Source organism: Cloacibacterium normanense, from assembly GCF_003860565.1.
Taxonomy (GTDB): Bacteria; Bacteroidota; Bacteroidia; order Flavobacteriales; family Weeksellaceae; genus Cloacibacterium; species Cloacibacterium normanense.
Map to the genome: position 1 here is coordinate 2,352,090 of NZ_CP034157.1, position 15,090 is coordinate 2,367,179.

General features: G+C 34.4%; 12 protein-coding genes. All 12 read left to right on the forward strand.

Translation table 11 applies throughout. The features are described 5' to 3' along the window. Window position 1 precedes the first annotated feature (1 nt). The 12 genes from EB819_RS10780 to EB819_RS10835 all read left to right on the forward strand — a co-directional run bounded on the left by EB819_RS10780 (window position 2) and on the right by EB819_RS10835 (window position 14,977). Window positions 2-1,462: a UDP-N-acetylmuramoyl-L-alanyl-D-glutamate--2,6-diaminopimelate ligase gene (locus EB819_RS10780; protein ID WP_069797391.1), complete on the forward strand. Its 1,461-nt coding sequence runs from the start codon at window positions 2-4 to the stop codon at window positions 1,460-1,462. Window positions 1,463-1,531: 69 nt separating this feature from the next. After that, window positions 1,532-2,770: a phospho-N-acetylmuramoyl-pentapeptide-transferase gene (gene mraY, locus EB819_RS10785; protein WP_069797393.1), complete on the forward strand. Its 1,239-nt coding sequence runs from the start codon at window positions 1,532-1,534 to the stop codon at window positions 2,768-2,770. 92 nt (window positions 2,771-2,862) lie between these two features. Further along, entirely contained in the window at window positions 2,863-4,194 is a 1,332-nt protein-coding gene (gene murD, locus EB819_RS10790) for a UDP-N-acetylmuramoyl-L-alanine--D-glutamate ligase (RefSeq protein WP_069797441.1), read from the forward strand. Window positions 4,195-4,254: 60 nt separating this feature from the next. Continuing rightward, the gene (locus EB819_RS10795) at window positions 4,255-5,484 is read left to right on the forward strand and encodes an FtsW/RodA/SpoVE family cell cycle protein (RefSeq protein WP_069797395.1); all 1,230 of its coding nucleotides are present in this window, start codon (window positions 4,255-4,257) and stop codon (window positions 5,482-5,484) included. Between the two features lie 36 nt (window positions 5,485-5,520). After that, entirely contained in the window at window positions 5,521-6,633 is a 1,113-nt protein-coding gene (murG, locus tag EB819_RS10800; protein ID WP_069797397.1) for an undecaprenyldiphospho-muramoylpentapeptide beta-N-acetylglucosaminyltransferase, read from the forward strand. Window positions 6,634-6,738: 105 nt separating this feature from the next. Beyond that, the gene (murC, locus tag EB819_RS10805) at window positions 6,739-8,091 is read left to right on the forward strand and encodes a UDP-N-acetylmuramate--L-alanine ligase (RefSeq protein ID WP_069797399.1); all 1,353 of its coding nucleotides are present in this window, start codon (window positions 6,739-6,741) and stop codon (window positions 8,089-8,091) included. Further along, window positions 8,067-8,939, forward strand: coding sequence for a cell division protein FtsQ/DivIB (locus EB819_RS10810; RefSeq protein ID WP_245993143.1), 873 nt, complete (start codon window positions 8,067-8,069; stop codon window positions 8,937-8,939). The genes murC and EB819_RS10810 overlap by 25 nt, the downstream gene beginning before the upstream one ends. Window positions 8,940-8,958: 19 nt before the next feature. Then, entirely contained in the window at window positions 8,959-10,314 is a 1,356-nt protein-coding gene (gene ftsA / locus EB819_RS10815) for a cell division protein FtsA (RefSeq protein WP_069797401.1), read from the forward strand. A gap of 52 nt (window positions 10,315-10,366) precedes the next feature. Next, a complete protein-coding gene (gene ftsZ, locus EB819_RS10820) occupies window positions 10,367-12,286 on the forward strand; it encodes a cell division protein FtsZ (protein WP_069797403.1) in 1,920 nt (639 codons plus the stop codon). A gap of 22 nt (window positions 12,287-12,308) precedes the next feature. Beyond that, entirely contained in the window at window positions 12,309-12,755 is a 447-nt protein-coding gene (locus EB819_RS10825) for a GatB/YqeY domain-containing protein (RefSeq protein ID WP_069797405.1), read from the forward strand. A gap of 192 nt (window positions 12,756-12,947) precedes the next feature. After that, complete coding sequence (locus EB819_RS10830; protein ID WP_069797407.1) at window positions 12,948-13,358, forward strand: BrxA/BrxB family bacilliredoxin; 411 nt, start codon at window positions 12,948-12,950, stop codon at window positions 13,356-13,358. A gap of 101 nt (window positions 13,359-13,459) precedes the next feature. Continuing rightward, window positions 13,460-14,977, forward strand: coding sequence for a GH3 auxin-responsive promoter family protein (locus EB819_RS10835; RefSeq protein WP_069797409.1), 1,518 nt, complete (start codon window positions 13,460-13,462; stop codon window positions 14,975-14,977). Window positions 14,978-15,090: the final 113 nt, after the last annotated feature.

A 15,090-nucleotide genomic window follows, 5' to 3' on the forward strand; every position in this document is an offset into this window, starting at 1 on the left:
AATGATTTTATCAGAATTATTACATAAAATTCCCGTTTTAGAAACTTTTGGAAATCTCAGTTCGGAAGTTTCAGAAATCGTTTTCGATAGCAGAAAAGTTACCGAAGGTTCACTTTATGTTGCTATAAAAGGAACAGTTTCAGACGGACATTCGTATATTTCTTCGGCAATCGAAAAGGGAGCAAAAACCATTGTTTGTGAAGTTTTACCAGAAAATTTAGTTGAAGTAATTAATTATATTCAAGTTAAAAATTCATCTAAAACTTTAGGCAAACTCGCTGCTAATTTTTATGGAAATCCTTCTGAAAATCTGAAATTAATCGGGATTACAGGAACCAACGGAAAAACCACCGCTTCTACTCTACTTTTTGATATTTTCAAAAATTTAGGTTATCAAAGTGCGCTGATTTCTACCGTAGAATACAGAGTTGGTGATGAAATTATTCATTCAACTCACACCACTCCAGATGTAATCCGATTGAATCAAATGTTGGCAAAAGCTGTAGAAAGCGGTTGCGAATATGCTTTTATGGAAGTTTCTTCTCACGGAATTCACCAAGACAGAATTGAAGGTTTACACTTTGCTGTAGCGGGTTTCACCAATCTTACGCATGATCATTTAGACTATCATAAAACGTTTGAAGAATACCTGAAAACCAAAAAAAGATTCTTTGACGAACTACCAGAAACTGCGGTAGCTATTACCAATGCTGATGATAAAAATGGTGATGTAATGCTACAAAATACCAAAGCGAAAAAGAAAGATTACGCTTTGAAAACTTTGGCAGATTATCACGGGAAAATATTAGAAGTAGACTTCAATGGAATGCTTCTGAATTTTAATGGAAAAGAATTCTGGACGACTTTAACTGGGAAATTCAATGTTTACAATTTGCTTTTGGCTTTTGCAATTGCGGTAGAATTAGGATTTAATGAAGAAGAAGTTTTACAAGCGATTTCAACGCTAAAAAGAGTGAAAGGCAGATTTGAAACCATAAAATCTGATGGCGGAATTTTCTTCATCGTAGATTATGCGCACACTCCAGATGCATTGGAAAATGTATTGGATTCCATCAACGAAATTAGAACCAAAAACGAAAGATTAATCACTGTTTTCGGTTGTGGTGGAGACAGAGACCACGCAAAAAGACCAGAAATGGGAAAAATTGCCACCAGAAAATCTACTTTGGCCATCATTACCACAGATAATCCGAGAACTGAAAATCCTCAAGAGATTATCAAAGAAATTGAAGCAGGTGTAGAACCGCAGAATTTCAGCAAATACACTTCTATTCCAGACAGAAGAGAAGCGATAAAGATGGCAATAAAATTCGCTGAGCCAAAAGATATTGTTCTCGTTGCAGGAAAAGGTCACGAAACGTATCAGGAAATCAATGGAGTGAGACATCATTTTGATGATAAAGAAACGATTATAGAACTATATAAATTGATGAGTAAATAATTTTTGATGAAGATTTTTCTTGTATTAAAACATCTAAAATCCGAAATCTAAAATCTAAAATTAGAAAATATGTTGTACTATCTATACGAATATCTTACCAATCACGGAATTCACATTCCTGGATTAAACTTACTGAAATACATCTCTTTCAGAGCGGCTTTTGCTGTGCTTTTGTCATTGCTGATTGCTCTGGTTTATGGTAAAAAAATAATCAATTATCTGCGCAACAAACAGATGGGCGAATTGGTAAGAGATCTCGGGTTAGAAGGACAAAAACAAAAAGAAGGAACGCCAACTATGGGAGGTTTAATCATCATTTTTGCCACCATTATTCCTGTTCTTTTATTTACAAAATTTAATATTTATGTTCTTCTGTTAATAGTTTCTATGCTTTGGATGGGCGCCATCGGTTTCATAGACGATTATCTCAAAAAAATAAAGAAAAATAAAGACGGTTTAAGCGGAATTTTTAAAATTATTGGTCAAGTTGGTTTAGGGCTAATCGTAGGAGTTACCATGTATTTTCACCCAGACATTACCATCAAAAGAAAATATGCTGATGCTCACGAAATCAATAGAACCAGCGTTTCTCAAAACTTCGCTCCAGCAGAAAGAGAAACAATTTCTACCGTTCCATTTATGAAAAATAATGAATTTGACTACAGCAAAATTCTTTTCTGGATGGACGAATCTTCGCAAGAAGAATGGGCTTGGATTATTTTTATTCCACTGGTAATTTTCATTGTGACCGCTGTTTCTAATGGAGCCAATATTACAGACGGAATTGATGGACTTGCTGCAGGAACGAGTGTGGTAATTTTAGGAACACTTGCCTTTTTTGCCTACCTCTCAGGAAACATCATTTTCGCTGATTATCTGAATATTATGTTCCTTCCGAACATGGGAGAAACCACCATTTTCGCAGTTGCTCTAATTGGAGCAACCATAGGATTTTTTTGGTATAATACTTATCCAGCTCAAGTTTTTATGGGCGACACTGGTAGTTTGATGTTAGGAGGTGTAATTGCTGTTTTGGCAATTATTTTAAGAAAAGAATTATTGATTCCAGTTTTATGTGGGATTTTCTTAATCGAAAATCTTTCAGTAATGCTGCAAGTAGCAGTTTTTAAATACAGAAAGAAAAAGTACGGATTAGAGTACGCTCAGAATAACAGATTGTTTAAAATGTCTCCACTTCATCACCATTATCAGAAAAGTGGTTTCCATGAAAGCAAAATTGTTAACAGAATGATTATTATAGGAGTTATGTTGGCGATTGTTTGTTTAATAACACTGAAAATTAGATAAAAACTAAGTTCCAAAGGAACAAAAGATATGAGAACGTTGGTTTTTAATCCAACAAAATAAATAGGTTTGAAATAAAAATCGAAATGGAAAAAATGAAAGTCGTAATTCTAGGAGGAGGAGAAAGTGGAGTGGGCGCTGCAATTTTGGCTAAAACTAAAGGTTTGGAAGTTTTTCTTTCAGACAAAGGCGAAATTAAAGAGAATTACAAAAAAGTTTTGGTAGAAAACGGAATCGAGTTTGAAGAAAAAAACCACGATGAAGAAAGAATTCTTGCTGCAGATTGGGTCATAAAATCTCCAGGAGTTCCTAAGAAAGCTGAAATGGTTCAAAAAATCAAAGCAAAAGGAATCAGACTATCTTCGGAGATAGAATTCGGTGCAGAATTTACCAATGCCAAAATCATCGCCATCACAGGAAGTAATGGGAAAACCACTACTACATCGCTCATTTATCACATTCTGAAAAATGACAATTTAAATGTAGGTTTAGGTGGGAACATCGGCAAAAGTTTCGCAATGCAAGTTGCGCAAGAGAATTTTGATTATTATGTACTGGAAGTTAGTAGCTTCCAACTGGATGATATTCAGAATTTTAGACCATATATTTCTTTATTGTTGAATTTGAGTCCAGATCATCTTGACCAATACAATTACAACTACGAAGAATATGCTTTGGCAAAATTTAGAATTGCCGAAAATCAAGAAAATGACAATTATTTCATCTACAATAAAGACGATGAAATGAGTCAAAAACTGCTTCAAGAATTAGATTTGCGAGTGAAGCAAATTCCTTTCTCTATGAAGGAAAAACTAGAGGAAGGTGGTTTTACAGAAGAGGAAAAAATTGTGGTAAAACTTCACGATGAGTTTTCTATGAAAATTGAAGATTTATCTCTGATGGGAACGCATAATGTTGCGAATAGTTTAGCTGCCTCTATTGCTAGTAAACTGTTGAATATCAGCAATGAAAGCATTAGAAATTCTCTGATGACTTTCCAAGCAGTAGAACACAGATTAGAAGGTGTAGCCGAAATTAATGGTGTAAAATTCATTAACGATTCTAAAGCAACCAATGTAAACGCTACCTACTATGCTTTAGAAAGCATGAAAACACCAACGGTTTGGATTGTTGGTGGAACAGACAAAGGAAATGATTATACGGAAATAGAAGATTTAGTAAAAAGAAAAGTAAAAGCGATTGTTTGTCTTGGATTGGATAATTCTAAAATTATAGAATTTTTCAAAGACAAAAAAGACATTATCGTAGATACTTCTAGCATGGAAGAAGCGGTGAAAACTGCAAAATCTTTAGCAGAAAAAGGCGACACAGTTTTACTTTCTCCTTGTTGTGCAAGTTTTGATTTATTCAATAACTATGAACATAGAGGACAATTATTTAAAGAAGAAGTTTTAAAAAATAATTAAAAAAGAGCCACGAAGTGGCGATAAGAAATAAAATAGGATTTCAATCCTATGAAATAAAGAATGGAACAACAAGAAAACAAATTTGAACTTTTAAAAGGCGACAAAGTGCTTTGGATGGTGATTATTTTAATCTCCTTCTTTTCCGTGTTCCCTGTATATTCTGCAAGTTCTAACTTAGAATACATTGTGCAGAATGGTACAACTACGGGACACGTTATCAAGCATATGTTTTTTGTTTTCTTAGGTTTAGCCATTATGAGAGCTGTAGGAACAGTAAAATACGAACACATCGGAAAACTGAGCAGTATCCTTCTCGGAATTATGGTGATTTTACTTTTTGTAACCATGTTTACGGGACAAAAAATCGACGGAGCGTCTGCTTCTCGTTGGTTAAAAATCCCTGGAACCCCTATTTCTTTTCAGCCTTCAAGTTTTGCATACCTCATGTTAATTATCTATTTGTGCAGATATTTAACTAAAAAAATTAAAAGAGAAAGACTTCCGATAGAAAACATATTTTACATTTTCGGACCAGTTTTATTGGTTTTCATTTTGGTTGCAAAAGACAATGGTTCTACTGCTTTGATGATTCTAATAGTTTCATTAGCAGTAATGTTGGTTGGTCAACTTTCCTCCAAATACATCCTTGGATTTTTAGGAATTTCAGGACTTTTTGTGGGAATTTTCTTGTTTTTGGCTTTAAAAACAGATTTAATTGGCAGCAATCGTGTTCATACTTGGGTAAGTAGAATAGAAACTTTTGCCAATTCTAAGAAAAATGCCAATGTAGAAGACGAAACTGTAAAAGCAAAAAATTACCAAGTCAACCAAGCAAAAGCAGCCATAGTTCATGGCGGAATTACAGGAATGGGACCAGGAAAATCTGCATTGAAACAGATGCTTCCACAGTCTGCTTCGGATTTTATTTTCGCCATTATTGTAGAAGAATATGGTTTTTTTGGAGCATTCGCACTCATCACTTTATACATGATTATGATGATTAGAATCGTGATGATTGCCAGTAAAATGCGGGCATTTTTCGGGAGTTTATTGGTGCTGAGTTTAGGAATTATGATTTTCGTGCAACTCGCAGTAAATATTGCTGTAGCGGTAAATCTTATTCCAGTAACAGGACAACCGTTGCCTTTAATAAGTTACGGTGGAACATCAATGCTCGTAACTTATCTTCAATTAGGAATTATTCTGAATGTAAGTTCAAGAATTCTCACCTTCGAAGAAGAAGGAATGGGCAAAAAACAGAATGTAGAAGAAATTAATGATATAGCGTAGTGACAAGTCGAGACTTGTCAAAAAAATGATAAAGATATGAGCAAAAAATTAAAAGTTTTAATGAGTGGTGGTGGAACAGGTGGTCACATCTTTCCTGCTGTTGCCATTGCGCAGGAAATACAAAAACGTTTTCCTGATGCAGAATTTTTGTTCATGGGTGCCAATGGAAAAATGGAGATGGAAAAAGTTCCGCAAGCTGGCTTCAAAATTGAAGGATTAAACATTGCAGGCTTTGACAGAGGTAATCTTTTGGCTAATGTTAATTTGCCATTCAAAGTGATTTCTAGTTTGCTTAAAGCTAGAAAAATCATCAAAGAATTCCAACCAGATTTTGCGGTAGGAACAGGAGGTTTTGCAAGTGGACCAGCATTATTCATTGCTGCGAGAATGGGAATCCCTACTTTTATTCAAGAGCAGAATTCTCTTCCTGGGAAAACCAATATTTTCAATGCTAAAAAAGCAAAAACCGTTTTCACCTCTTATCCAAATATGGAAAAATTCTTCCACGGAACGAAAACGTTATTTTTAGGAAATCCTATCAGAAAAAACATTATTACTGATATCATTGACAGCGATTTAGCCAAAGAAAAATTAGGTTTAGAAAAAGGGAAATTAACGATACTTTCAGTAGGCGGTTCTTTAGGTTCTAGAACTTTGAACAACGGCTGGAAAGAAAACATTAATCAAGTTTTAGAAAAAAATTACCAACTCATTTGGCAAACTGGTAAACTAGATTATAAAAATATTTTAGAAGAAACGAAAGACATTCACAGCAGAAACATTCAAATTGTAGAATTTATTAAAAACATGGAAATGGCTTATTCTGCGGCAGATGTAATTGTTTCTAGAGCTGGAGCGATTGCGATTTCTGAATTAGCCATTGCTAAAAAGCCAGTTTTGCTGGTTCCTTTTCCTTTTGCGGCAGAAGATCATCAAACCAAAAACGCTCAGACTTTGGTGGACAAAAACGCTGCTAAAATGGTGAAAGACACAGAGATGAAAGAGAAATTCTGGAACACGCTTTCAGAAATTTGCGAAAACGAAGGTTTGAGAAAAGAAATGGCTCAAAATTTAGATTTTTTTGCAAAACCAAAAGCGACAGAAGAAATTGTAGATGAGATTTTTAAGAATTTGAATATTAAAGAGTAAACGTCTGTCATTCTGAGCGAAACAAAGTGTAGTGAAGAATCTATTTAAAGATTTTTCATTCCGTTTCACTCCATTCAAAATGACAAAACGTAAAACATAAAAGAAATGAAAAACTATCAAAACTTTTACTTCGTAGGAATCGGTGGAATCGGGATGTCTGCTTTGGCAAGATATTTCCATGCTGCTGGGAAAAATGTTTTGGGTTATGATAAAACCGAAACCAAACTCACTACAGAACTTCAAAAGGAAGGAATTTCTATCACTTTTGAAGATGTGGTAGATGAGAAAATTTCGTCTTTGAAGAAAGAAGAAACATTAGTGATTTATACACCTGCGATTAAAGTTTTGGGAATTTTAGATTATTTTAATGAAAATGGTTTTGAAGTTTTAAAACGTGCAAAAGTTCTCGGTATGATTACCGAAGATACCAATTGTATCGCAGTAGCAGGAACGCATGGCAAAACTACTACTTCAAGTTTGGTAGCACATCTTTGCAAAGTGGCGAATCTTCCATTTTCAGGATTTTTAGGTGGAATTGCAGAAAATTACAAGTCAAATTTCATCTTTAACGGGACAGAAATGTCTGTTTTAGAAGCTGATGAATATGACAGAAGTTTCCTCAATCTTTCACCAGATTGGGCAATTATTACTTCTATTGATGCAGACCATCTTGATATTTATGGAGATACTGAAACCATAGAACAAGGATTTAGAGATTTTGCAGATTTAGTGCCAGAAAACGACCAACTTTTTGTGAGAAAAGGCGTAAATATTGGCAGACCTTGTAAAACGTATGCAGTAAATGAAGAAGCTGATTATTATTCTGATAATCTGCACATTGTAGACGGTTGGATGATGTTTGATTTTCATGCGGGCGAACAAACCGTAGAATTTGCATGGCAAATTCCGGGAACGCATAATGTAGAAAATGCAACGGCTGCGATTGCAGTTTTGCACAATTTGGGAGCAGATTTTTCGGCAATTCAAGAAGGAATTTCTAGTTTCAAAGGAATTAAAAGACGTTATACCAAACATACTTTTGAAAATGGTAAGATTTATGTAGATGATTATGCGCACCACCCAACAGAACTGAATGCGGTAATTGGTTCCATCAGAACTTTTAACCCAAATAAAAAACTGTTGGTAGCGTTTCAGCCACATTTATTCAGCAGAACCAGAGATTTTGCAGATGGTTTTGCAGAAAGTTTAGCGGCAGCAGATGAATTGTTATTATTAGACATTTATCCAGCAAGAGAATTACAAAAAGATTTTGAAGGGGTAACTTCTGATTGGTTGCTAGAAAAAGTACAGTTAGAGAAAAAAGAAGTGTGCAGTTTAAGCGAAGCCTTTGACAAAATCAAAGAAAAAGATTTTGACATTTTGCTTACAGTAGGCGCAGGAAATATAGACACTTTGTATGATCCAATTATGAATTGGATTGGTACATTGAAAAATTAAAATTAGAAAAACTCGGACGTAAGTTTATGAAAAACAAGTGGAGAATTCTCAAAATTTTTGTCACAGTAGTCATCTTCGGATTTCTATTGAGCTTCTCTTTGAAGAGATTCAATGACCGAAAAATTGATGAGCAATCTATCATCGTAAAATTAAATGATAGCTCCTCTCCTGTTTATTTTGTAGACGAAAAAGACATTAGAACCATTGTAGAAAGGTATAATTCTACAAAAAAAGTGGGCGATGTAGATATCCCGAGTTTAGAAAAAAAATTAAACGAATTGCCTGCTGTAGATAGCGCAAACGTTTATTTGAATTTAAATGGAAAACTGAATGTTGACATCAAACAAAGAGTTCCCGTTTTTAGATTAAATAATGGAGGAAAAGGATTTTATGTAGACAAAAAAGGAATAGAATTCCCAATTTCTAAAACATACTCTCATCCTTGCATGCTGGTTTCTGGCGACGTGAAGAAGAAAGAGTATAAAAAACTCATTGAGTTAATAGAAAAAATAAACAAAGACAGTTTCTGCAAAAATTTCTTTGTAGGCATTACAAAAGAAAACGGAAACTTCAATCTTGCAACCAGCGACGGAAACTATAAAGTAGAAATCGGTGATTTAGATAGAATAGATTTTAAAGTAAAAGGTTTTAAAACATTTGTAGAAAAATATTTGGTTTATCAAGCTCCAGAAAAATATTCTAAAATTTCTGTGAAATATGATAACCAAATCGTAACCACGCTTAATTCTGGCTATAAACCCGAAGAAGATAGTTTACAAACAAATGAACAAACCCTAATAAACACCGTAACAGGAACACAAAAAACCGAAGAAAAAACAATTAATTAAAAAAAGAGAACAGCAATATATGGAAACACATGATTATTCAGTAGGTTTAGACATTGGTACCACGAAAATTGTTGCCATTGTAGGCAGAAAAAATGCCCACGGAAAAATTGAAGTTTTAGGCGTAGGTAAAGCCAAAAGTTTGGGCGTTCACAAAGGAATTGTGAACAATATTTCTCAAACGATAAGCTCTATCAAAGCTGCTATTTCAGAAGCAGAAAAATCTTCAGGAGTTCCTATTCATAGAGTAACCGTAGGTATCGCAGGCAAACACATTCGTAGTCTGCAACACTCAGATTACATCATGAGAGAAAACCCAGATAAATATATCACAGATGAAGATATAGAAATCTTAAAAGACCAAGTAAAAAAACTGGTCATGCTTCCTGGTGAAGAAATCATACACGTGCTTCCACAAGAGTACAAAGTAGATTCTGAAGGCGAAATCCAAGAACCAATCGGTATGCACGGAAAACGTCTAGAAGCAAATTTCCACGTAGTTGTTGGTCAAATGGGAAGCATCAGAAATATCGCGCGTTGCGTTCGCGAAGCTGGTTTAGAAATGGAAGCGCTTACTCTAGAACCTCTTGCCTCTTCAGAAGCTGTTCTTACTACTGAAGAAAAAGAAGCGGGAGTTGCCATCGTAGACATCGGTGGTGGTACTACAGATATTGCTATTTTTAAAGATAACATCATTCGTCATACTTGCGTCATTCCTTATGGTGGCGGAATTATCACAGATGATATTAAAGAAGGCTGTTCAATCATAGAAAAACATGCAGAGCAACTGAAAGTAAAATTCGGGTCTGCCGTTCCAGATTTAGAAAAAGACTCTACGTTTGTTACCATTCCAGGTTTACACGGAAGACCAGACAAAGAAATTTCTCTAAAATCTTTGGCAAGTATTATCAATGCAAGAGTAGAAGAAATTCTCGAAATGGTAAATACAGAATTAAAAGCCTATGGAGCTTATGAACAAAAACGTAAACTCATCGCGGGAATTGTTTTAACCGGTGGCGGTTCTAATCTTAAAAACCTTCGTCAGTTAGCCAATTATGTAACAGGATTTGATGCGAGAATTGGTTTTGCCAATGAATATATTGCCAATGACAAAAACCAATATCTAAAATCTCCAGAATTTGCTACTTCAATTGGTTTATTGATGGAAAGTTTAAAAATTCATGATAAAAAACCTGTAGAAAAACCTGTAGAAGAGCCAAAAGTAATAGAAGTTCCTCAAGCAGAAAATACAGTAGAAGAAGTAAAAACTGAGGAGCAAGAAATTACACAACACATCGAGGAAGTGAAGAAGAACAAACCTACTTTTGGACAATCCATCCTTGAAAAAGTAAAAAAATTCTTCGAAGAAGTAGAATAATTAAAACGAATAACACTAAAATAAGTAAGTAACTTTTATACATCGAAAATATATGGAAAATACATTAAATACAGGGTTTTCATTCGATTTACCAAAAGGAAATTCATCTATCATAAAAGTAATTGGTGTAGGTGGTGGAGGTAACAATGCGTTGAAACACATGTACGAGAAAGGAATTCATGGAGTAGATTTTATCATTTGTAACACCGATGCACAAACACTAGATAATAACCCAATTTCTACAAAAGTTCAGTTAGGAGCTGCCATTACAGAAGGTTTAGGAGCTGGAGCAGATCCAGAAGTTGGAGAAAAATCTGCCTTAGAAAGTATTGATGAAATCAAAGCTGTTCTAGGTCATAATACCAAAATGGTTTTCATAACCGCAGGAATGGGTGGCGGAACTGGTACTGGTGCTGCTCCTGTTATTGCAAAAATTGCCAAAGAAATGGGAATTTTAACCATTGGTATTGTTACCGTTCCTTTTAGTTTTGAAGGAAAAAGAAGACTAGAACAAGCCGAAAATGGTTTAGAAAAACTTCGCAATAATGTAGATTCCTTAATTGTTATTAATAACGATAAACTTCGTCAACAGTTCGGTAACCTTGGCTTCAAATCTGGTTTTGCTAAGGCAGATGAAGTGTTAGCCAATGCTGCTAAAGGTATGGCAGAAGTGATTACTGGTTATTTCGATGTAAATATAGACTTCCGTGATGCGCGTTCAGTTTTACAAAATTCAGGAACTGCTCTCATGTCTACAGGAACCGCTTCTGGTGAAAACAAAGCAGAAGAAGCAGTGAAAAAAGCACTCGATTCTCCATTATTAAACGATAATAAAATCACAGGCGCTAAAAACGTTCTTCTCCTTATCAGAAGTGGAAACGAAGAAGCTACAATGGACGAAATCGGCTTAATTAATGACCACATTCAGCGCGAAGCAGGAAACACTGCAGATATTATTTTCGGTGTAGGAACAGATGCAGAATTGGGAGATTCTATCAGCGTATTGGTTATTGCCACTGGTTTTGCAGCGGATGATCAAAAATATGCAGGTCCAACCGAAAAAATTAGATATTCATTAGAAGATACTCCTTCTTCTCCAAAAGTGAAGAGAGAATCTCCATTTGGCAGAACTTCTACTGAAAAATCTCAAGAAAATCCAATGCAAAATTCATCAAAAAGCATGTTTTTCTTAGATGATTCTAATGAGAGCAACACTCCAGACTTCCCTAGCAATTCTGTGAATCAATTTGCAGAAACACAAGCGGCAGTAATGGAAGAAAGAATAGAAGAACTTAGATTTTTTGAAGACGAAAGTTTAAGCATCGAAAGCAGTTATCAAACTTTTGAAGTAGAAGAACAAGAAAATAATGTTTTAGAATTATTTTCATTTGATGATGAAGACGTTTTAGAATCTCAATCTTTCACTTTTGAAACAGAAGAAAAGAAAACGACTATTATTGAAGAAACTCAGTTTAATGCTGCACAAGAAGTAGAAAATGTGAAACTTTCTGTGGAAGAAACCAAAGAAGAAATTTCTTTCATTGTAGAGGAAAAAACGGTAGAAACGTATAAACCAAAAGCAGAAACGAAAACTTTAGTTGAAGAAAAACCTATTGAATTTACCTTCAAAATTGCAGAAGAAATAGAAGAAGTAAAAACCGTTTTTGAAAATCACACTGAAGAAAAAATCACTTTTACAGAAACTAAAATTGAAGAGGAATTTAAATTTATTGAAAAAAATACTGCTACAGAAAAAGTTCAGGCAAGAAGAGATAAGTTGAAAGAGTTCAACTCTCGTTATCAGACGATAGAAAACGAAAATGAATTCGAAAACATTCCTGCTTTCAGAAGAAAAAACATCAATATAGGTCACGAAAATGCTTCTCAACAGCAAATTTCTAGTTTCCTTTCTGAAAACAACGGAAGAGTACAACTCAGAGAGAACAAGTTTTTAAACAAAGACGTAGATTAAAATTTTTAAAATTTAGAAAAAAATGAGTTTAGAACTTACCATAAACGAAGCGATTAAAACCGCAATGAGAGAAAAAGACAAAGTTGCTCTTGACTCTCTAAGAGCCGTAAAATCTCAAATTCTCCTGCTCAAAACTGAAGCAAAAGGAGCTGATGTTTCTGCAGAACAAGAAATTGCCATTCTCCAAAGAATGATTAAGCAAAGAAAAGATTCTTACGAACAATTTGTTGCTCAAAATAGAAATGATTTGGCAGAGGTAGAATTGGCACAAATGAAAGTGATTGAACAATTTTTACCTGCTCAACTTTCTGCGGAAGAATTGGAAGCAGAAATTAAAAAAATTATTACCGAAGTAGGCGCAGAATCTCTAAAAGACTTAGGAAAAGTTATGGGAACTGCTTCTAAAACTTTGGCAGGAAAATCAGATGGAAAATCTATCTCTGAAATGGTGAAAAAACTATTATCATAATTAAATTTTCATATTAACGATAAAGAGCCGATGAAAAATTCATCGGCTTTTTTCATTAAAAAGGAGTCATTTTGTCTTAATAGATTTTTGGCATATTTTTGATAATAGAATTAAATAGAATTTTCCAAATTTTAATTATAAATTTGCACTACAAAATCTTGAATTTTCTAATCATTAAATAAAATATATATTATGTATCCAGCAGATTTAGTAATGCCAATGAAGGCAGAACTCACAGATAAAGGTTTCCAAGACCTTACCTCAGCAGAACAAGTAAATGATGCACTTAAACAACCGGGAACTACCCTAGTTATGGTAAATTCGGTTTGTGGTTGCGCAGCAGGAGCAGCAAGACCAGGCGTTATTTATTCTTTAACTGGTGATAAAAAACCAGACCATTTGACTACTGTTTTTGCAGGTTTTGACACAGAAGCGGTAGCAGAAGCTAGAAAACATTTTGCACCATTCCCACCAAGTTCACCTTGTGTTGCGCTTTTCAAAGATGGCGAATTGGTTCACATGTTAGAAAGACACCACATCGAAGGAAATCCTGCAGGTGCTATTGCGGCGAATTTACAAGCAGCTTACGAAGAATTTTGCTAAAATTTTCTCTAAAATAATCCTCAATCCGTTCTAAATTTTTAGAGCGGATTTTTGTTGCATTCTAATTACAAAATTCTCAAAAAATTTATTAAATTTGAGCAATGGCAACAAAGGCTCTCTTCAATATGGCTGTAAATTGGTTTATTCGACAAAGAATAGACCAAATTCAGAATTTTATGAAACATCCTATTGAAACTCAAAACGGAGTTTTATTTTCTCAGCTTTTTCATGCAGAAGAAACAGAATACGGCAAAAAATTCGGTTTCAAAGACATTTCTTCTTACCGAGATTTTCAGCAACAAGTTCCTATCGTAAACTATGAAGAATTCGAGCCTTACATAGAAAAAGCAAGACAAGGGCAAAAAGATATTTCTTGGCCAGGAGTTATTCGCCAATTTGCTAAATCTTCTGGAACGACCAATGCCAAAAGCAAATTCATCCCTATTTCAGACGAAAGTTTAGAAGAGTGTCATTACAAAGCAGGAAAGGATTTAATTTCTATTTATGCAAACAATCATCCTGATAATAAATTATTTCTTAATAAAAATTTAAGATTAGGCGGAAGTGCAGAATTGTACGAAAGTTTCAATACTAAGTTCGGAGATTTATCTGCTATTTTGATAGAAAATCTTCCTTTTTGGGTAGAAATTACAACGGTTCCCAGCAAAAAAACTTCCCTAATGTCAGAATGGGAAACCAAACTGAAAGCCATCGTTTCAGAAGTTAAAAACCAAGATGTAGGAAGTTTAACCGGCGTACCAAGTTGGATGATGGTTTTGCTTCAAAGAATTTTAACCGAAACAGGAAAAGGCAATATTTCTGAAATTTTCCCAAATTTAGAAGTGTTTTTCCACGGTGGAATCAGTTTTAAACCGTACAGAGAACAGTATAAAAAAATCATCGGCAAAAACATTAATTACTACGAAATTTACAACGCTTCTGAAGGTTTCTTTGGAATTCAAGACAGAAGTGGTAGTGATGAAATGCTTCTGATGCTGGATTACGGAATTTTCTACGAATTTATTCCGATGGATAAATTTGACCGCAATAATCTTCAAGCGATTCCTTTGGAAGAAGTAGAACTCGGCAAAAATTATGCAGTGGTTATTTCTACCAATGGTGGACTTTGGCGTTATTTAATCGGTGATACCGTAAAATTTACATCTCTTTCTCCGCATCGAATTCAGATTTCTGGCAGAACCAAACATTACATCAATGCTTTTGGCGAAGAATTAATGATAGACAATGTAGAAACTGCGCTTAAAAAAGCATGTGATGCCACAGAAGCTCACGTTTTAGATTATACAGGAGCGCCCGTTTTTATGAGCGAAGGAAAATCTGGAGCGCATGAATGGTTGATTGAATTTGCCAAACATCCTAATAATTTTGAGGCGTTTTCTAAAATTTTTGATGATACTTTGAAATCTATCAATTCTGATTACGAAGCGAAACGTTACCTCAACATGACGCTGAATCCGCCAATTATTCACATGGCAAAAGAAAAACTTTTCTATCAATGGATGGAATCTAGAGGAAAACTGGGCGGACAAAACAAAGTGCCACGATTGAGCAACGACAGAGAATACATTGATCCTCTTTTGGAGTTGAATAAAAACTAAAAATATAACTATGGAAATATCAGAATTTAGTTCTGGTTTGTTCTTAACACAAACTTTAATTTTTGTTTTAATTGCCTTTTTAATTTTTCTTGCTTTCAAAATTTATAAAAAAT